The sequence below is a fragment of the Mucilaginibacter lappiensis genome, from assembly GCF_900155965.1.
Classification (GTDB): Bacteria; Bacteroidota; Bacteroidia; order Sphingobacteriales; family Sphingobacteriaceae; genus Mucilaginibacter; species Mucilaginibacter lappiensis.
Genome location: NZ_FTMG01000004.1, coordinates 84,691 through 103,873 on the forward strand (window position 1 = coordinate 84,691; position 19,183 = coordinate 103,873).

A 19,183-nucleotide genomic window follows, 5' to 3' on the forward strand; every position below is an offset into this window, starting at 1 on the left:
AAATATAAAGCCTGGGAGGTGCGATTCCCCTCTTGAGAGAGTAATAGCCCATGAGTAGACATAGTACATCAATAATATCACAAAAGGCGGGGCTGTCACCCTGAGCATCGTCGAAGGGCGTGCGTAGAGGCCTGCCCACCATGCTTCGACGGTGCTCAGCATGACACCCTTTTTAGGCAAATGTCTAATGATGGGCTATTACTCTCTCAAGAGGGGAACATGGAATCTTTCAAAAGTTTCAAATATTCTAAAAGATGATAAAGCTGGTTGATCTTACTTATTATGCGCATATCAACTATACTCATGCCAGCCAGGTGACGGAGAATCATTCCCCTGCCCTGGCTTTTGCGCCTTATCTCATCAGTAAAATCGATTTTAGCTTTGTAAAGCATACCGCGTTTGAAGAGCATGTTGTTATGGATGGTGTACCTTATCATTTTTTTAAAGGTAGCAATCGCTTTTGGTCTGTAACTTTAAAAACGCACCAGTACATCAAAAAGCTGAAGCCTGATATTGTATTGGTGCAGGGATTTATTTTCCCACTACAGGTTATTTTCCTGCGGCTATTCTGTGGTAAAGGTTTCAAAATTATGATCCAGCACCATGGTGGACTACCTTTCAACGGGGTTAAAGGCTGGCTGCAAAAATTGGCTTGTAGCTTTGCTGATGCCTTTATTTTCACGGCGGCCGGTAATGCCGGGATCTGGAAAAGAAAAAACATCATCCGGCAGGATGCGCCCATATTTGAACTACTGGAAGCATCTACCCATTTTAAACAGCAGGACAAGCAAATAAGTAAGGCACGCACCCAAATGACTGGCGAAACCAATCTTTTATGGGTAGGCAGATTAAATGCCAATAAAGATCCCATCACTGTTTTGCTGGGCTTTATGCAGTACCTGAAAATAAAACCATCGGCAAAATTGTACATGATCTATCAAAGTGATGATATGATCAATGAGGTAATGGCATTGTTTGCCTCTAATAAGTTGCTGGCAAACGCGGTGGTACTGGTGGGCCGTGTTGCTAACCACGAGTTACCTTATTGGTACAGCGCGGCTGATTTCTACATCTCGGGCAGTCATAAAGAAGGCAGCGGTTATGCCCTGTTGGAAGCTATGGCCTGTGGCTGCATTCCGCTGGTCACCGATATTCCCCCCTATCAAAAAATAACCGGCAGTGGTCAATGCGGCTTTTTATATCCCTCCGGCGATGCGAATGCTTTGGCCCGATTGCTTTACACGGTGAATAACGCGGATAAAAAAAAGCTTTCTGACGATACCTTAATTTATTTTCATCAAAACCTCACTTTTAAAAATATCGCTGATGATCTGGTGAATATCTGCTGGCAAGTAATGGCCAAATCTACTAACATTGCGCCCATTCAAGCGAAGGACGCGTGAACTGCCTGAAAAAAACACGTCATTGCGAGGTACGAAGCAATCCCCGATGGGCAGAGTCGCTCTGTATAGCATAGAAATTGCTTCGTACCTTACAGCAATGACGCGTTGAATAAAAGCTTCGTTCACTTTCCGTCTCGGAGAGGGTGGTCCAGCGTTTTTTAGCGCAAGTCTTGTGTGGTTGCCGTTGCGTTGATGACTTGTGCTAATGAGCAAGATGATTTCACAAGTCATCAACCTACAATGCTATAACACAAGACTTGCGCCAATAATGGGGTAGTTCAAGCGAAGGACACTTGAAGTAGCTATAAAAGTGGGTTTACATATAAACTCACTTATTGTTCTGTAATTTTATATAAAAATTTGATTATTAATTATTTATATAAATATTAATCATGAAAAGTGTAAACCATGTAAACCCACTTTTTTTGTCTTCTTAGGGTCTCCTGAGAGACACACCGAGTAGAGTAATTATGTCATTTCGAACGAGGTACGAGGAGAAATCTTTTACGACCTGCATAATAGGTATACTTAGCGAAAAAGATTTCTCCTCACCCCATCCTCGGTCACCCCATGTTCGTCGAAATGACATTCGGTTTAGTTAAATAAATGATTCTTGTTAACACCCAAATAACGCGGCAACCCTGTTGGCAATGGTTTCTACAGGATAGGCCAGTACGGGCTCATGAAGCAAATTAGGGTCGTGCAGCAGTTCTTTAATTAGCGCCGGTATATTTTCAACGTTACCGGGCACATGGTGCTGTGGCGGGCGCGAATCCATGCCCTTAACTAAACTTACCACATGGCAGCCCGCATATAAACCTTCACTTAAAACCGTGCTGTAGCCCTCGTATGCAGAGGTATGCAACAGTATTTTGGAGCGCTGCATCAATGCCAGGACTTCCGGATGCGATAGCTCCCCTTTGAGTTCGATATGATCTTCCAGTTTTAGCTTGCTAATCTGTTTTTGAAGAACTTCCATTTCTGGTCCCTTACCGCAGATTACCGCCTTTATTTGCGGAAACTGAATTGTCAAACTTTTAACTACCTGGATAAATAAGTTGTACTGCTTGAGTGGTATAAGCGAGCCTACCCCAATAATGTCAATCTCCCTTATGTTGGGCATCGAACCAAAAAGCGAAGTGTCAATACCTGTAGGAATAGTATGTTGAGGCTTGATATGGTAATTGATGCTGAACTCCCTTGCTAGAAAATCAGATATGGCAATTAATTCACCGGCCTGTGGTTTTACCTGTTTTACATAATGGTTACCCGCTTTAGCATCCTGGCCAAGCAGCCAGGTATATTGCGGCAGGTTATATTTTTTAGCAAAGCGTTTCCCCATATAAGCAGCCTCACCCATCCAAAAGCTTAATAGACCAATTAATTCATACCGGCTATGTAGTTGTTTTAGCGTTTGCCATACACGTCGCCAGGTCATTAATCGATATAATTGACCTTTGCCCTTTCCCGCCAGCGCTATCACCTCAACCTCGTGCCAGTTATATCGTGCGGCTTTGAAGGGATATTGAAAACTAACTACTACAATGTGCAGATCAGGTTTATTTTGCTTTAATCCCTTGACAAAGATCTGCATAGACGGTATACAGGTAGTATCGTTTTCATCAGCCGGGAAACCGGGACTTAATATCACTATGGTTTTTTGTTTGGTCATTCCAGCGTTATCAGTTTGTTGCAATAGCCAAGGCTTGCGGTATTATGGGTGATAAAAAGGATGATTTTGCCCAAAGCGGCCAACCGTTGCAGTTGTATCAAAATTGCCTCTTCTGCCCGTTGGTCCATCTCGCCAAAGGGTTCATCCAGTATCAGTACATCAAAATCATGGTAAAGCGCCCGGGCTAGTAATATGCGCTGCCGCTGTCCGCCGCTTAGGTTTTTGCCATTTTCCCTAATCACCTGGTGCAATCCTTCGGCATTGCCGTTCAATAATGGATTCAATCCGCATATGGCAATGGCTTCGGCCAGTTTTTCGTGATCACTTTCTTCATCACTCAGCGTAATGTTTTTGAGGATAGTATCATGAATAAAATAGCCCTGCTGCTTTACATAAGCTATTCTGTTCCAATACCGCTTCCGGGTGGTAATATCTGTTACCTGGTCATTAATCAGGATATTACCTGCATCCGGCGCCAAAAATCCCAACAGCAGGTTAATGAGTGTTGTTTTGCCCCTGCCAGACACGGCCGATATACCCGCCAGATCGCCCTTGTCGATATTAAAATAGCTATTTTTTAGGATCTGATGGTCTTTGTACCGGAAACTGATATCATTGAATTTCATGGAAGTGATAGCCTCACCCCGACCCTCTGCAAGGGAGAGGGAGCTAAAAAGGTCATTATGTGAAGTCCTCTCCTTTGGAGAGGATTTAGGAGAGGTTTCTGCTTTCAGCAGATCATTCAGCGTAAATTCGTAAGTCTTTATTTGCCCTGTACTGTTGAGTATTTTGATGATACCGGGGATTATCTTGTAGGCGGCCGCCATAAAAACGCCAATCGTCAGAAGATCAATCACGGGTGTATCTGTCCAATATTTATTGATGAGTACCAGTATAAAGAAACCAAATACCGCGAATATTTCTACCAGTCGCGATGGTAAAGCCTGTAAGGTTTGCTGCCCGGCCAGGTTATCATTGAGCTGTTGCTGATAGTTATGATACCGATTGGTAAAGAAATTGCTTTTGTTATAAACATTGCTCTCCACAAAGCCTGCTAATGATTCCTGCAAGTGCTGGATGGTTTTTTCGCTGGCTTGTTTTGTATTTACCCTGATCTGTTTCGACCGTTTCCGGATAAAGTAAGCCAGTAAAATTACCGGAGGCAACAACAGTAACAGCAACAATAAAAACAATACGGGCTGATAGATCAGTATAGCGCAAATCGAAAACAGAATAAGGATAATCTGCGAAATAACCTGCTGAACGTTGGTGAGTATGTAATGACTAAACTCAATAGGTTGCTGACTAATCTGCCGGATATGGATAGATGAATCGACATTTACAAAATTCAGATAATCACTTTTCAGGTAATTGATAATGTTCTTTTTGGATAAACGCGAAGCTACCCCATAAAAAAAATGGTGCTGAAAGCGCATGATGAGATAGCCTATCCAGTTTTTAACGCTAAAAAGAACCAGGAATATGCTGATAAGCAGCAGAGAGCTTTTATTGAGCCAGTTTGAATGTAAAAAAGCAAGACTCGTATTGATAGCTTTGGTTGAAGTGTAAATACCGATCACCAGTACCAGCATCCCCAGGAAAGCGATATCAAGCGCGCTGATCAACAGATCGAGCAGGATGAGTTTGCCCAATTGCTTTTTCTCCTGCCTATTCAGCAGCGTTAAAATGCCTTTTATAATATGCTCCATGCCGGTATAAGAGTCAAGAATCGAGAGTCAAGAATCAAGAAAGCGACATGGCTGTTTTTTTCTGTCTTGATTCTTGACTCTAGCCTCATGACTCTATTCATTACGGGCCAAAAAGCTTAATGGTTGCCCCTGTAAAGCATAAAAGCCCGGTAATTTAAATTACCGGGCTTTTGGTATGGGTTTGAAAAAGCTTAGTTGTTAAGCTTGATCTCTACGCGGCGGTTTAAAACCCTGCCGTCTTCTGTGCTGTTATCTGCAATTGGTTTGCTTTCGCCATAACCTTTTACAGTGAGGTTGTCGCCGTTGATACCGCTGTTTACCAGGTATAATTTTACCGAATTGGCTCTTTCAACAGATAGTTCCATATTGTGTTCAGGCGTACCTTCTGATGAAGCGTTGCCGTTCAATACAAATTTTACGGTTTGATCTTTCTTCATCTCGGCTGCAGCCAGATCAAGCGTTTGGTAAGATGATGTTCTTAGCACAGCAGAGTTAAACTCAAACTGGATATTGTTAAAGTTATAGTTTGGTTTGGCCGGTGGCGGTGGTGGAGTTTCTTTTGGTGCAGGTTTTGGAGCCGGAGCCGGTTGCGGCTTTGGCGCGTAAGTTTGTTCGTTTTCAACCGGTACGGGTTTTTGAACCAGTTTTTTTGATTTACACGAAATTACGGTGATAGCGGCTAACGCAAAAATTAAAGTAAAAAAGGGTGTTTTTAAAGCTTTCATAGCTAAGTTTTGTTTTTTTGTAAACATAAAAAATATTCGTGATTTCAACCTCAATTGAGTATAATCCATGGCTAAATAAAGCGAATATCAGGGCACTGCAGTAAACTCTATTACAGCCGAGCTTTGATTGAACGGGAATTTTGCGGCATAAGTATTCAGAAAGTTCAATTAGGTGATGTGAAATAGATTATCGGGACTGTTGTAATGATCTTGGCAGCGCTTAAGTATTCTGCCCTATATTGCGTATATTTGTATATATACCGGCCCGGTTTTTCTGATCAAAAGGAAAACCGGGCTGTTTGGTTAAGAGGAAATACAGCCCCGAAACCAATTGTTTGGTATTTAATGTGTTCAATATCAGTAAATTAATACTTTTTAAAGTTTTCAAAATGCATCAAAACCGTGTTGAAATTTGTTAAAAAGTGTTAAAATGAAGGTTTTTAGATCGATTTTGAGCCGTTTTTACCTCGTTTTTGACCAGAAAAGTGTTAAAATTTAAGGTTTAAAAAGTTTTTGTACAGCCTGTGTCAAATTTTGATACCCGGTAGGTATCACATTTTAATATGTATTTATTTGCGATATCGAATTTATAAACCAATGCACAACACATTACAAAACGATCTGGATAACCTGGATTATCTATTATCCCTAACTAAAGATAAAGCAGCCGCCTATCTTAATGATATAAATGATAAACCCGTAAGCATCAATAACGTTCAGGGAACAATCCCCATCAATCTACCCGAGAATGGCATTGGGTTGGAGGATACCATAAAAGCTTTTTATGAGCAGCATCAGGACAAGATATTGGCATCATCTGGTCCGCGGTACTGGGGATTTGTAACAGGTGGCACCACTCCTGCCGCTATTGCGGGCGACTGGCTAAGCGCTGTATTTGATCAGAACCCACAAGGCCTCAAAGGCGCGGGTGATGTATCTGCTAATATTGAACTGCAAACCATTAACTGGCTTATTCAATTGTTTGGTTTGCCATCCTACTTTAAAGGTGGCTTTGTAACAGGCGCTACCATGTCAAACTTTACCAGCCTGGCTATCGCCCGTCAATGGGCTGGTAAACAAAAAGGTGTTGATATTGCGCGCGAGGGCATTAAAACAGAGATTAGGATATTAACGGCCACCCCGCATTCATCAGCTATTAAATCATTGGCTATGCTGGGTTTGGGCAGCAGCAACATTATTGCTATAAAGACTGCCGACGGTAACCGGGAAGCTATGGATACGGCCGATCTGGAAGTTAAATTGTTGGAGAATAAAGATTTCCCGGTAATTGTGATCAGCAGTGCGGGAACTGTTAACACCGTTGATTTTGACGACATGCAAGCTATATCCGATTTACAAAAACGGCATACTTTTTACTGGCATATCGATGCGGCCTTTGGTGCTTTCGCTGCCTGTTCCGAAAAGTACAGTCATTTACTAAACGGCTGGCAATTTGCTGATAGCATAACCGTCGACTGTCATAAATGGCTTAACGTACCCTATGACAGTGCTATATATCTTGTCAATGAAAAACACTCGGCATTGCAGCTGCAAACATTTCAGAACAGTAATGCCCCCTACCTGGGCGATCCGGCTACTGATTTTAGTTTCCTGAATTTCGGCCCCGAAAACTCCAGGCGTTTAAGAGCGTTGCCAGCATGGTTCGCACTGCAAGCCTATGGGCGTAACGGATTTGGATGGATAGTGGAAAATAATATTGTCCTGGCTAATCAGTTTGCGCAACTGCTGGAGGAGAAAACGATATTTAAACTAACCGCACCAGTAAGGTTAAATGTAGTTTGTTTTAGCATTGCGGATGAAAAAAAAAGGAGTGGCAAATTGGCGCTTGTATTGGAGAAATTGAAATCATCTGGTAAGTTGTTCATCTCACCAACATCCTACAAAGGGATACCCTGTTTACGGGCCGCCTTTGTAAACTGGCGAACCACAGATGAGGATATTTTAATAGCTATTGATGAATTGATCAAGGCTTCCTGATCGGGGAATATCACCTAATTAAAAATGTTTAAGTTAAATTATTTGTTTATTTTACTTTTAAAAGTAGCAGGTAATTAGGTTATTATGAGCTTTAGTTAATGGATTAGTGCCTATTTGTTCGCTGATGTTTATAAGCAGATAGGTGATTTTTGCTTATTACATCTGAAAAAAATTAACGTTATATTGCAATAATCCATGAGTTGAATATACGTCAATTGGGGAAGTAAAAATTGCATTATAAACCTGTTTACTGTATGAAACATATATCGATACTGGTTCCTAAACGGGCCATACTCGGAAGCCTGGAAGGGTCGCGTCAGTTGCTTACACAAGTGAACCAATTTTTTATGGCGGCCGGAAAAGACCCTATTTTTAAGGTTGAATTGGTTGGACTCACCATGGAAACCCCTGTTAGCGGCGGCTTATTTACCGTTAATGCCAATAAGTTGATTGGGGAGGTACAAAAGACCGATCTGATCATTATTCCGGCTATTGATGGCAATATCAGCGAAGAAGTTGAAAATAATAAAGAGTTTTTACCCTGGTTAATCCAGCAATATAATAATGGCGCGGAGATCGCCAGTTTATGCATGGGAGCTTTTTTGCTGGCTTCAACCGGTTTATTGGCTGGCAAAAAATGCGCTACGCACTGGATGTTTGCTAATGAATTCAGGAAGATGTTCCCGGATGTTAACCTGGTTACAGAAAAGATTATTACGGATGAGCAGGGTATTTATTCCAGCGGCGGGGCTTTCTCTTATCTGAACCTGATCTTATACCTGATTGAAAAGTATGCTGGCCGGGATATCGCTATTTTAAGTGCTAAGGTGTTTGCCATTGAAATGGAGCGAAATAGCCAATCCTCATTCATTATTTTCCAGGGACAAAAAGATCATGCGGACGATCCGATTAAAAAGGCTCAGGAGTTTATTGAGAAGAACTACCAGGAAAAAATCACCGTGGAACAACTGGCCTCTATGTTTGCCCTGGGCCGCAGAAACCTGGAACGTCGGTTTAAAAAAGCAACAGCCAACACTGTAGCCGAATATATACAGCGTGTGAAAATCGAGGCAGCTAAAGTAAGCCTGGAAACTTCACGCGAAAACGTGAATGAAGTGATGTATAACGTAGGCTATACCGATACCAAGGCTTTCCGTACCACATTTAAGCGCATTACGGGCCTCTCGCCTATTGATTACCGAAATAAATATCAACGGGAATACGCCACGTAATTACAGGTCTTTAATATACCTTGAAGCTATTCTAGAAAGCATCAGGGCATTACTGAAGGCTTCTGAGAAAAGATATAATTAATACGTTCCTGTTGATGTGCTGTGTCGATATCTTTTATTAATTTTTTGCCCGTAAATCGTTGATAAATAGTAGTTATACTCCCGGTATTTGAACTGATTATTTTAACTACCTCAACAGATAACAGATCACCCGGAATCTTAGCGCCAAACCAACGGTCATCATCTTGCTGACTCCAGGTAACCAGTGTGAGGTTTTCTCCCGGAGGATAGCTTGTTGTACCTGAAATGGCAGTTTTTAAGGCTAGGTCATTCCCATAAAGTGTAGACATGGTTTGCTCTTTTTTGTTGATGGATGAAGTGATCACTTTTAAACCGGCTTTGCTAAAGTTGAATGAAGCGGGTATAGCAGCTTTCTTATTCAAAAGCTCTTCGCTTGGTTTGCGGTTATTACAGGCCGATAATACAAAAACGGACGCTGCGAATAATATATAGGTAATTTTCATGATGGGAGTCCTGATTTAATTAATGTTCAATCGGTGAGGTAAAAACAAAATCTGTATTACTTAATGGTTTATGACAGCTAACACATTCTGTAGTGAACATGGCTGTTTTACCATAGGGTACAAGCTTATCAGTTTTAAAGCGGGCCCAGCCCCACCCTGCGGTAGCCGCGTACTTTTTATCGTCTTTGATCATATATTCTACCTGTTTAAACGCACCGGTATGTACATTGCCACCTTTATCGGTTATTTGGTCCCAGGCTACTTTGGCAAATGTTGTTCCGTTGGGCCAAGGGTTAATATGATGCTCTCGGATGGCCTTAATAGCCGTCGGATTACCAAATATTATCCGCATGGTACCATTATCAAAGCGTTCGGTACTGCTGATGCTTTCCCAGTTTTTATAGTCAGGGATATAAGTAATGCCGTTTAACGCTTTTGGTAATTTAGCTTGGTCTGCGGTAGCTTTTTGCCAATGGACATATTGTTTATCGGCTGCGTTTATTTTGGCTGTATCTCCCGAAATTTGTTTGGGCGACATGGAAGAAACGTACTTTTTCAATACTTCCAGATCGCTTTTAGAAACAGCAGCCGATGGATGAACCAGTTCATAATCTTTTATAGGCATAGCACCAGCGGCTATCTGGTTTACGGCTTCCCAAAGTATGGCTTTTTGATCGGCTGGCGCCAGGTTTTGCCAGTTAGAAAAATTTAAGTGCTTACGGCCCGTATTCACGTGGCTGGCTACTTTCCAGTAAACAGGTGATATCTGATCATACCAGCGAAGGTTAGTTTGGTTCGAGTGGCAATCATAACAAGCGCGTGTGAGTATACTTTTTACCTCTGCTGGGGCTTCTATCTCCGCTTTTACCGGTGGATTTGTAATTTGTGGGCGGATGAATTGAATGGATAAAAAGCCGATCAATAAAATGGCTGCTATGATGATGGGTTTTCTTTTGAATAATTTGGAAGGCTGGGCATTCATAGTTCAATGATTATACCGTAAAGTTGCTTAATAATAAGCATTTATACACATAATCAAGCCTGAAGTAGACAAACGTAAGGGTGAACCAGACATTAGAATAGCTGAATTAGACTGAGGCTCACTTACCCGATCTCAAAAAGGTATGGATAGTTGTTTTTAACCGGCCTCTGCTGCTTTATCCAAATCCAATTGGAAGGTTTTATCGGCATCACTTATTTCAATATCCTTATCGGCCTCGAGGTTAATAATAGTATCATTATTTTTAAAAGCCATGGCTGCATGCAAGGTATATTTACCCCAGGGTACCTGTGTAGCCGTAAATTCCGAACTTTGATCATCGGCAGGTTTTCCCAGGGTAATGATATCTCCGGTTAGCGGTTTTAGAGTAACAACTGCTGTATTAAATCCTTCGTCAATAATATCAGCAGCTTCCGGCGTCGATAGCATGGCCTGGGCTAATTGCAGGCTTATGGTTATGTTTGCTGTTTTTTCATCTGTTTTATCAATATCATTGGTTGTAGCGCTATCATCAGTTGTAGTGCTGTCGGTTGAGCCTAAGGGTAATACCAGATCTTTTAACCTGTCAATAAATTTCATAACACGACCTGAAAAGAATCCTGAAATAAAGGAGAATAATAAGAGCCCCTTACCTACACTGATATCTGTCATTTTGGTATTACTGCCAGCCAGTAAATTATACCCAAGTACTAAAATAAGGGCACACACGGGAGCATAAAACATTTTTGATACTTGTCCGGATATTTCAGCAGGGTCAAATGGCCCCGTATCCGCGTCCCCAGCCACTTTTAATGACTGACCGTTAGCAATACTTACATAATAAATCAAACTCACTAAAACGCCTATAAGAGCCCAAAACAAAACCTCGGCATAAGTTCCTGTTCCAACAAACCAGAAAAAATCATTAACGATGATCTCCGTATCGGTAAGATATGCTTTGGTGTCTTTATTGTTCAGGTTAATCAATAAGCCATCCATGCGTTTCAGGCGATATTCATCGATGCGCCCATCGTATTCATTTCTTAAAAAGTTAAACAGGGCATGATCTCGTTCTTCGCGTTTTGCTAATACCACTTTCTTAACCGCGGGATCTTTTGAAGCTAATTGTGCCGAATCAGGATCTGGATATACAGCAATCACGTTATCAATATTTAACAGCTGCATATTATCCAGTTTTTTATGATCTGTGCCTTTATAGCAAAGATGAAGCGCTGTATAAATCATCGCTATAAAAACAAGTAATACGCAAAGAGTCAGTAACCAGCCGGCACCGCTCCAGGTTTTTGCTTTAAAAAGTGACAACATGATCTTTTTATGTTTATGGTTAAAAATGTTTAGGATAAGTAGCTGCTGAATACCCACTCGTCTGCCGTGTTACTTATTTTGCTCCATTGATTGGTTGTGGTATAAACAGATACCTCTGTACCTTGTGTTAGAGTTCGCAGAACCGGAAATGATGTGCCCGGTCCCGAACGTACGTTCAGTACACTCGCATTTACAATCCGGGATGTGATTGGAGGTGCAGGGGTTTCATTGAGCTGCTTTATTTTATTATCAATCAGGGGGAAGAAATTAGCTTCCGCCGATGTAATGGTATTGGTACCAAAAAAAGCGGTACCCGGACAGGTTTTCTGCTGGTTGCCTACCTGGTTGTTATTAACCACACTTTCCGGAAATCTTTTACCTGTGCGATCAAACCAATGGTGGTAAACCACTTGTTCTTTCACCGGTTTCAGATTAAACTTTATACAAAGCACAGCATTTAAAAATACAATGTTATCCTTATGTGGTAGTGTCATTTGGTCATGTCCTGCATCAAAGTTACCTAAGTTTTCAATACAAATAGCACCAGAATTTGCTCCAAAAATGCCTGCGGGCGTAATATTTATTGGCCTGCATAAGCCAATATTGCCGGAAGGAAAAGTAGTTAGATTTTGTGCAATGTCACTCCATCCATTATTATGGATATGATAATCTCTCATCGACTCGAGCCAATACATTTCTCCCTGATTGGCGCTTAATGAGCTATAATTGGGTTCCCAGGTATGGTGGTTCTGTATCATTTTGATACTTCTGGAAAAAACGGTATTGACCAGATATTGCTGAAAGTCCTGTGGTGTGTAAATATGAAATTGTGCTAAAGCCATGTTTTTTCCTCCAGTTATTTATTTTAATTAACTCATGGTACGTTCTTCTTTGCGATATTCTTTTCTTATTGCCTCTATCAAATCGGCATTACGAATATATTGATCATCTCTGGAAATAGATTGCAGTGCGGCATAATGTATAATATTGAGTATTGCCGCTCCGTTTAGTTCATATTTATCAGCAATATCCCGTAATTGGATGGATGGTTCTGGTTTACATGAGGCCGGGAATGCTTTTTCCCATAGTTTTAGCCTTTCCTGGGCATTTGGCGCCGAAAAATGTATGATGGTATGGAAACGCCTTAAGAAAGCATCGTCCATATTACTTTTTAAATTAGATGCCAATATCAGTAAGCCTGGAAAATCTTCAATGCGCTGCAATAAGTAGCTCACTTCCTGGTTGGCATATCTGTCGTGGGAGTTTTGTACGTTGGTACGTTTACCAAATAATGCGTCCGCTTCATCAAAAAACAAGATCCAGTTTTTGTTTTCGGCTTTTTGAAATACTTTTTCCAGATTTTTTTCTGTTTCACCAATGTATTTACTTACAACCTGCGACAAGTCAATACGATATACATCTTTGTTAAAGTGTTTGCCTAATAAAGATGCTGTTAGTGTTTTACCTGTTCCGGAAGGGCCGTGGAACAGCGCCCTGTAACCTGGTTTTATTTTTCGTTTCAGCACCTCATCCTGCATCAGTGTTTCGTTATGTTTTACCCATATCAGGATTTCATTAAGCTGATTCTGGGTATAATTGTTCAATACCAGATCGTCCCATGACATCGCTGTGGTAATGTTTTTTGCCGGAAAATCGGGACCGAACTTTGGTGTGGTTTCGATGCCTGTAAGAAAGCGATTTACCCACTCATGGTCGAGTATGAGCCGGCCACTCATTAATGGTTCACCTTCTTTAACAGATTCAACAGACAATAATTTATGTTTAACCAGGATGCCGTTGCTAAGGAGATGTTGTACGGTGATACGTTTTTCCAGATCGTTGCCACCTAAAATAAATTGCACCGTTTCGCCGGTGGGCAATAAGCCACGGTGATTGCTGCCCTTTACTCCGCCAAATTCAAGGAAATCACCTCCTGATGGTAAAAATTCCAGTATAATGTTCTCAAAAAAAGAGGTATCTAAATGTGGCACTAAGGCAGTTAGCAATATAATGTATTCCTCAAGTGGCAGTTGATGATCAATTATAAATTGATGGAGTGAAGAACCATCCTGATCCAATTTAACTGACGGGAAATCAATGGCTGCATTATTAAAATGAGATTGTAGCCTGGAATTGATTACCTGGTACAAGGTTTTAAAGGAATTGGCTATAGGTAAGGCTTGCATTTTTTTATTTTTTATCTGATGCCTTTGCATCACAATCTTTTATGATCTCGGTAGAGGGGTGTAGCCCAATATCCGGTAAATTACTGGTGCCTAAAACGGTTATGGCTTTTTGGCAATGCTCATCAACCCTTGTTCGTAAGGATTTGGGGTAGTGCCATTTTTGTGTATCCCTGATCCTGGTTTTTGAAGCCAGACACCAGAAGTAATTATTCCATTGATCGGGGTGAACGCCGATTTGTTTTTCCAGATATTTATTAGCCTGTGACTGAGATGAGAATTTTTTTCCGGCTGCGCTATTCACAGCATCCCTGAATTTAGCCAAACTTAGGTTGAATGCAAGGGTAAGGTCGCTGCAATGCTCCTGTTCCCCCTCCTTGATCTTATTTGAGCCGCTTTGTGTTATCTGCCAATGCTTATCATAAGTACCCTTTGGGCAAAAATGGTTTTCTTCGCTGCTACCCCCATCCTGTATAATAACACTTCCTTTATCCTTAAATGTTTGCGGCAATAAGTAAAACGAACTAACCGGCATACCGGCAACGGTTTTTTGCAACTCACCATTTTTTAAAATAGCCTCCGGAAATGTAACATCATCCCGGTTCAAAGTGGTTTTTCCAAATGAATCATCAGTGTTACCTGATTGATTCAAAAACTGATCGATAGTAATACCTTGCGGATCACAATTGGGGCCCGTACTAGCTTTGATCTCCGTGGGGTTCACTTCATCCTTATTCTCTCCCTCCTGTTGAACAACTCCATCTTGAGGCAATATTTCAGCATGAGTGACCTGGGTGGTTTCTGCTTCAACCGGGCCAACAAAAGCGTTAATCTGCTTCCGACCGTCAAGCTCAAAGCCATGGCTTCGCCTTGTGCCAAAGAAAGAAGTACCTGGTGTAGGTATCCTGCCAGATTTATCCTCACTCAACATATTGATATATCGTTTTCTTTCAAACATCGCCAATTTGTTATTAAGGGTTTATTGATTCCTAAAAACTGCTTGTTGCCTATCTCATTCATCCCCAATTAACATATATATAATTTGTTATACTTTAAAAGTCGCCTCTTGTTGGGTTCCAAAATGTTGCCCTTGGTGCAGAGACATCCAGCCGTCCTCCCGGTAATGCTTCATTTTGACATGCGGTGGTGCAGTCAACATTTTCATCGTTAGCTAAATCCCTGCCCAATTCCTGGTTGTTTACATCCTGGGTATAGCTATCGTGGGGCTGGCTGTCGATATATTCCCTGTAATATTCCCTACTCCGTCCGGCTAAATATGCAGCGGTACCGCCACACCTTTTCTTGGCGCAACATCCTGCAAAACAATGCCCATAGGCGTCCCAAACATTGCTCGGAACGTCGGTATGGGTTTGATTATAGTACCATAACCTGAAGCCCCCAGTTCTTGCCGAGTTACCAAAAGTAGCAGTATACATAGCAGGTTCACAGGGCTTCATACAATTATATTTCCAGTAAAGATAGGCTGCTCCAAGAACAGCTGCACCTGCTGCAACGGGTACCCAGGGAAAGGTCTTAACTTCGGCGCCTTTACCTTGCTGTACCACATGGGTAAGCTCATGGGCCATTAGCCGTTTACCGCTATTACTCTCAGGTAAATATTGCCCCGCGTTGAAAACGATATTATTGCCCGCAGTATAAGCCAGTGCATTGATAGATTGAGCCGATCTTTCTGCTTCCGAGCCTGTATGGATACGCACAGTTGAAAAATCGCGCCCGAAACGAGGTTCAAAAAACTGGCGACTGCTTTCTGGCATGGCCTGCCCCGATGAACCTAATGATCCTACGTAATTATCCAGTTGATAACCACCTTGTACTTCACCACCGGAGCTTTCCTTACGATGTAGTTTCTCCTCGTCTTCGCAATGCTGACATTTACGCTGAATAGCATCTGTAGCCGGTTTAAAAAAAGCATTACCGTTATGATCAGGCATAGTCATACGCATCACATGATCGGCCATAGTATCAGCCTCCTGCTCATAAATGTCGCCGGGTTGATTTACGGTGAGCTTAGCCTGAAAAAAAATCTGATTTGAACAGGTTGTTTTTTTACCCTGGTTATCAGCTGGTTTATTTAAATATTGATTCATTTCATTGTTTTTAAGGGCATGTACCAGATAAAGCATTACTTACGGTTGTCCGTTGCGATGAGCTATTCATCACACTTAACAGTGGGGTGACTTTTGTTTGTATACTTGATAAATCACTACTTGAGGTACCAACACAACAAATTCTGACCATGGCAGCAACATCACGATCGGTAATCCAGGTTTCATTAAGCAGTACCCTCATCCATCTTACCTTCTCTTCCCATGAGATACGCGCTAACATTGCTGAACCAAAAATTTCAACCCGCGATAATATTTCTGTTTCAGTAGACCCAACACCTTCATTGGCATTTCCCATATTTTCATTCAAGGTGTTCGGATTGTCTATCGCAGGTATGTAGGTATAAAAAACAGAAGTTGGTGCGCTTGTAGAGCTTGGTAAATGATGTCCCGCAGCAGTAACTACTTCGGATGCAAAAGTGGTACAGGTATAACTTCCTGTTCCTCTTATATAACCATAATAATGACCTGTACGACACATATTTTGCGCAAAAGAGAGCCCGGCAGCATATTGAGCGGCTGTCAAAAACATAGTTTCCGTTCGATCGGTACAAGCGTCGTGAGAGGTGTCGGGGTGATTTACACACCCAGGCACACTCGGAGCGTTTTCAGTTGGTATTGTTGGGCCTGGATAAAATCCGTAAGTATATTGTGTGCCATTGCTTTCATAAAACCTTATAAAAGTATGACCGAAATTTTGAGTACGAACAGCAGCTTCCCAGTCACTTTCTTCAATGTCGATATTGACATCCATGGCCCACCAGGTGCTGGCGGTCGGGGTTCCAGTTACTGTAGTATCCGGATTATTACATTGATCAGTCGCACAACAGCTCCTCGCGGCCGAACAATTTGGGGTTCTTCTAACAATATTACTATCGCCTTGCTGAATTACATGTGTGAGCTCGTGGGCAATTAATTGCCGGCCGTCGTCACTTTCGGGTGAAAACTGCCCGCTATTGAATACAATATTATTACCCGTTGTATAAGCTAATGCGTTAATAGATTGAGCCGATTTTGCGGCTACAGTGTCTGTGTGAATGCGTACGTTTGAAAAATTCCGGCCGAAACGAGGCTCAAAAAATTGGCGGCTGCTTTCGGGCAGGGTTTGACCTGAAGATCCTAAGCCCCCTACATAGTTGTCCAGTTCCTGGCCACCCTGTACCTCAGTATCTGAGCTTTCTTTGCGATGTAATTTTTCTTCCTCTTCGCAATGCTGGCATTTACGTTGCACAATTGCCTGAGCTGGTTTAAAAAATGTGGATTCCCCTGCGGGCATACGCATAACCTTATCGGCCATAGCGTCTGCTTCCTGCTCATATTGATCACCAGGCTCGTTCACCTCTAATTTAGGCTGTACCAGATGACCGAGAAAAAAAGGCGCATTATTTTGTGCCTTTACAGCATTTTCGGGTTGTAATTGCTTAGTTGCTAACATAACTTTATTTTAATACCAGTCAACATTTAGTATTTCTTGCATCCATGGCAGCTTTATAGTTGAATATCCCCAGGGTAGCTTCCCTAACAATACATCAATAGTTTTTTGTTCAACAGTTAGCAGCCAGCCATTTTCTTTTTTTGTTAGTTTTCCGTCCCGTTCAAAAAAAGCATTCTGCAAGCCCTTAATCGATGTGTTTTTTAACGGCGTCCAATAATCTATAATGGCTTCCAGTAGCCTTTTTGATTCTGTTTTTTCTTTTCTTGTTAAGATAATAGCAGCCGACAGGGTTTCCGTAATAGGATAGCCGCATAAAATTTTAGAAAGTGTTAAATTAAATTCAGCTGCTTTACTTTTCCCTGTTGTCAGATAATAAAGTAATAATACCGCCCGCTGATGAGCTGTGTCATTTTTAAATTTTCCATTAGCTAATAATTCCAGATCAGCAAAATATGGTGATAAAAAATAATGAAGTATTACAATCCCGCTACCTTTTACATATAAAGTCTCTGTTTCTGTAATACCTTTAAGCGTTTTATTTTGAAATGGTGATTGCTTCGCTTTATTTGTATTTTCCTTTTTATCAGATCCGGCCATGTCCGACCCTCTTCTCCGTTCTTCGGCGTTTTCTTGAGGATTTAAAAATACCCCATCTTTAGTAGTGTTGGGGGTATGCTCTGTTTGGGTAGTTTCCTGCTTTCCGGCACTGTTTTCACTTGTATTAACATGTGGCTTTTTTGGATCGTTATTTTCTAATAACATATTCCCATTCACCAAAGCATCTTTATTTTTAGTTTTAATCTTGTTTTTTTGACTGCTTATAGGATCTGTATTTTCAGGCCGTTTTTTTTCTGCGTGTTTCTCTTTGTTTGTGCTTATTTCTTCGCTGTTACCAAGAACATTATTTAGCCAGGCTTCTTCATTTTGACTTCCAGGCTTAGATTCGTCTATATCCTCTCCAAAATCAGTTTGTGTGGCTAAATGCGAAAGGAGTTTTTTAAACGCCTTTTTTACGATGTTTGTCTTAAGTTGCTTATTTACTTGGTTTTTCGATAATGCGGCTATATCCCGGTCTGATAGATTAAAATGTCCCGCCAGTAAACTCAAGGTATAAAATAACCACTCACTGTCTTTTTTATTTGATGAGATAAGGTGATTTTCTAAAAAAGAATCGTTTAAAACTAACTGGAAAATGTGCTGCCATACTTTATCACGAACTGGTGACCTTTTCTTTATGAAATTACTGGTCAAAGTTTCCAGGTCGTTATAAATATCTCCCCAGGATTCATCTGGTAAAGGAGCAACGATTGATAATACTTTCTCCAAAAAGGCATTATCAAATTGCAAAACAAGTCTTTGCAATATGATCGGTTTATCTGCATAATTATCACGGAGCCAGTTAAAGAAATATTGATTTTTATTTTCTGAAAAAGCATTTAAGATTTCGTTGCTCCAATTAGCCATATTTTCGACAGTGCTATACCATGGTAAATAACCATTCTCCAAAAAGTAAATGAAAGCTTTTATAAATGATTGCTCAGGGCTTAATACTTCTTCGTTATATTCATCCTTTAGCTTACTTTTTTTAGACGATAGACTTTTTCTGAGCTCTTCAATAAAGTGCGTTTTAAATTCCTGCTCAAAATTGTGCGTTTCAATTTTATCTAAAAAAAGATGCAATGAGTCGATACGTATTATATCGGTAGTTGGAAACATTTCATCAAAAACAGCTTCCATGCTGGCTGATAGTTCATTACGCAGTAAGTCACTCACACGATTTTGATAGGCGTGTGCCTCTTCCCGTTTGGGAAGATTTAAATTGACTTGCTGCTTATGAACAATATGAGTTGCCATTGTGATGTTACTTTATT

The 19,183-nt window shown here is 41.1% G+C and carries 15 protein-coding genes; 3 read left to right on the top strand and 12 right to left on the bottom strand.

Annotated elements, in window-relative coordinates; genetic code table 11:
* The first annotated feature begins 254 nt into the window (after nucleotides 1-254).
* Nucleotides 255-1,403 carry a glycosyltransferase family 4 protein gene (locus BW976_RS09965; RefSeq protein ID WP_076372988.1) on the top strand — a complete coding sequence of 383 codons (1,149 nt, stop codon included), beginning with the start codon at nucleotides 255-257 and terminating at the stop codon, nucleotides 1,401-1,403.
* A gap of 616 nt (nucleotides 1,404-2,019) precedes the next feature.
* On the opposite strand, the gene BW976_RS09970 is transcribed toward BW976_RS09965, so the two are convergent.
* The 3 genes from BW976_RS09970 to BW976_RS09980 all read right to left on the bottom strand — a co-directional run bounded on the left by BW976_RS09970 (nucleotide 2,020) and on the right by BW976_RS09980 (nucleotide 5,509).
* Nucleotides 2,020-3,075, bottom strand: coding sequence for a glycosyltransferase family 1 protein (locus BW976_RS09970; RefSeq protein ID WP_076372990.1), 1,056 nt, complete (start codon nucleotides 3,073-3,075; stop codon nucleotides 2,020-2,022).
* The gene (locus tag BW976_RS09975; protein ID WP_076372992.1) at nucleotides 3,072-4,784 is read right to left on the bottom strand and encodes an ATP-binding cassette domain-containing protein; all 1,713 of its coding nucleotides are present in this window, start codon (nucleotides 4,782-4,784) and stop codon (nucleotides 3,072-3,074) included. The genes BW976_RS09970 and BW976_RS09975 overlap by 4 nt, the downstream gene beginning before the upstream one ends.
* 191 nt (nucleotides 4,785-4,975) lie before the next feature.
* A complete protein-coding gene (locus BW976_RS09980; protein ID WP_076373363.1) occupies nucleotides 4,976-5,509 on the bottom strand; it encodes an OmpA family protein in 534 nt (177 codons plus the stop codon).
* A 597-nt stretch (nucleotides 5,510-6,106) separates the two neighbouring features.
* On the opposite strand from BW976_RS09980, the gene BW976_RS09985 reads away from it, so the two are divergent.
* Both BW976_RS09985 and BW976_RS09990 read left to right on the top strand, forming a co-directional pair.
* Nucleotides 6,107-7,507 (top strand): pyridoxal phosphate-dependent decarboxylase family protein, encoded by a 1,401-nt coding sequence (locus tag BW976_RS09985; RefSeq protein WP_076372994.1) that lies wholly within the window; start codon nucleotides 6,107-6,109, stop codon nucleotides 7,505-7,507.
* Between the two features lie 254 nt (nucleotides 7,508-7,761).
* On the top strand, nucleotides 7,762-8,739 hold the full coding sequence (locus BW976_RS09990; protein WP_076372996.1) for a GlxA family transcriptional regulator: 978 nt from the start codon (nucleotides 7,762-7,764) through the stop codon (nucleotides 8,737-8,739).
* A gap of 41 nt (nucleotides 8,740-8,780) precedes the next feature.
* Here the strand turns inward: BW976_RS09990 and BW976_RS09995 are convergent, their stop codons facing one another.
* From BW976_RS09995 to BW976_RS10035, 9 genes are all read right to left on the bottom strand, one after another.
* Nucleotides 8,781-9,263, bottom strand: coding sequence for a hypothetical protein (locus BW976_RS09995; protein WP_076372998.1), 483 nt, complete (start codon nucleotides 9,261-9,263; stop codon nucleotides 8,781-8,783).
* A gap of 19 nt (nucleotides 9,264-9,282) precedes the next feature.
* Complete coding sequence (locus BW976_RS10000; RefSeq protein WP_076373000.1) at nucleotides 9,283-10,245, bottom strand: heme-binding domain-containing protein; 963 nt, start codon at nucleotides 10,243-10,245, stop codon at nucleotides 9,283-9,285.
* A gap of 156 nt (nucleotides 10,246-10,401) precedes the next feature.
* A complete protein-coding gene (locus BW976_RS10005) occupies nucleotides 10,402-11,568 on the bottom strand; it encodes a hypothetical protein (RefSeq protein ID WP_076373002.1) in 1,167 nt (388 codons plus the stop codon).
* Nucleotides 11,569-11,597: 29 nt separating this feature from the next.
* Nucleotides 11,598-12,410 carry an SH3 domain-containing protein gene (locus BW976_RS10010; RefSeq protein WP_076373003.1) on the bottom strand — a complete coding sequence of 271 codons (813 nt, stop codon included), beginning with the start codon at nucleotides 12,408-12,410 and terminating at the stop codon, nucleotides 11,598-11,600.
* Nucleotides 12,411-12,437: 27 nt separating this feature from the next.
* Nucleotides 12,438-13,754 (bottom strand): ATP-binding protein, encoded by a 1,317-nt coding sequence (locus BW976_RS10015; protein WP_076373364.1) that lies wholly within the window; start codon nucleotides 13,752-13,754, stop codon nucleotides 12,438-12,440.
* Between the two features lie 4 nt (nucleotides 13,755-13,758).
* Nucleotides 13,759-14,709 carry a hypothetical protein gene (locus BW976_RS10020; protein WP_139332269.1) on the bottom strand — a complete coding sequence of 317 codons (951 nt, stop codon included), beginning with the start codon at nucleotides 14,707-14,709 and terminating at the stop codon, nucleotides 13,759-13,761.
* A 94-nt stretch (nucleotides 14,710-14,803) separates the two neighbouring features.
* Nucleotides 14,804-15,859 carry an eCIS core domain-containing protein gene (locus BW976_RS10025; RefSeq protein WP_217696234.1) on the bottom strand — a complete coding sequence of 352 codons (1,056 nt, stop codon included), beginning with the start codon at nucleotides 15,857-15,859 and terminating at the stop codon, nucleotides 14,804-14,806.
* A 10-nt stretch (nucleotides 15,860-15,869) separates the two neighbouring features.
* Nucleotides 15,870-17,312 (bottom strand): eCIS core domain-containing protein, encoded by a 1,443-nt coding sequence (locus BW976_RS10030; RefSeq protein WP_076373009.1) that lies wholly within the window; start codon nucleotides 17,310-17,312, stop codon nucleotides 15,870-15,872.
* Nucleotides 17,313-17,321: 9 nt separating this feature from the next.
* Nucleotides 17,322-19,166, bottom strand: coding sequence for a contractile injection system tape measure protein (locus BW976_RS10035; RefSeq protein WP_076373011.1), 1,845 nt, complete (start codon nucleotides 19,164-19,166; stop codon nucleotides 17,322-17,324).
* Nucleotides 19,167-19,183: the final 17 nt, after the last annotated feature.

Coding starts and splice junctions, on each gene's coding strand:
- BW976_RS09975 (WP_076372992.1), bottom strand. CDS start 4,784: ATGGAGCATATTATAAAAGGCATTTTAACGCTGCTGAATAGGCAGGAG.
- BW976_RS10015 (WP_076373364.1), bottom strand. CDS start 13,754: ATGCAAGCCTTACCTATAGCCAATTCCTTTAAAACCTTGTACCAGGTA.
- BW976_RS09970 (WP_076372990.1), bottom strand. CDS start 3,075: ATGACCAAACAAAAAACCATAGTGATATTAAGTCCCGGTTTCCCGGCT.
- BW976_RS10035 (WP_076373011.1), bottom strand. CDS start 19,166: ATGGCAACTCATATTGTTCATAAGCAGCAAGTCAATTTAAATCTTCCC.
- BW976_RS10030 (WP_076373009.1), bottom strand. CDS start 17,312: ATGTTAGCAACTAAGCAATTACAACCCGAAAATGCTGTAAAGGCACAA.
- BW976_RS10020 (WP_139332269.1), bottom strand. CDS start 14,709: ATGTTTGAAAGAAAACGATATATCAATATGTTGAGTGAGGATAAATCT.
- BW976_RS09995 (WP_076372998.1), bottom strand. CDS start 9,263: ATGAAAATTACCTATATATTATTCGCAGCGTCCGTTTTTGTATTATCG.
- BW976_RS10000 (WP_076373000.1), bottom strand. CDS start 10,245: ATGAATGCCCAGCCTTCCAAATTATTCAAAAGAAAACCCATCATCATA.
- BW976_RS09980 (WP_076373363.1), bottom strand. CDS start 5,509: ATGAAAGCTTTAAAAACACCCTTTTTTACTTTAATTTTTGCGTTAGCC.
- BW976_RS10010 (WP_076373003.1), bottom strand. CDS start 12,410: ATGGCTTTAGCACAATTTCATATTTACACACCACAGGACTTTCAGCAA.
- BW976_RS10025 (WP_217696234.1), bottom strand. CDS start 15,859: ATGAATCAATATTTAAATAAACCAGCTGATAACCAGGGTAAAAAAACA.
- BW976_RS09985 (WP_076372994.1), top strand. CDS start 6,107: ATGCACAACACATTACAAAACGATCTGGATAACCTGGATTATCTATTA.
- BW976_RS09965 (WP_076372988.1), top strand. CDS start 255: ATGATAAAGCTGGTTGATCTTACTTATTATGCGCATATCAACTATACT.
- BW976_RS09990 (WP_076372996.1), top strand. CDS start 7,762: ATGAAACATATATCGATACTGGTTCCTAAACGGGCCATACTCGGAAGC.
- BW976_RS10005 (WP_076373002.1), bottom strand. CDS start 11,568: ATGTTGTCACTTTTTAAAGCAAAAACCTGGAGCGGTGCCGGCTGGTTA.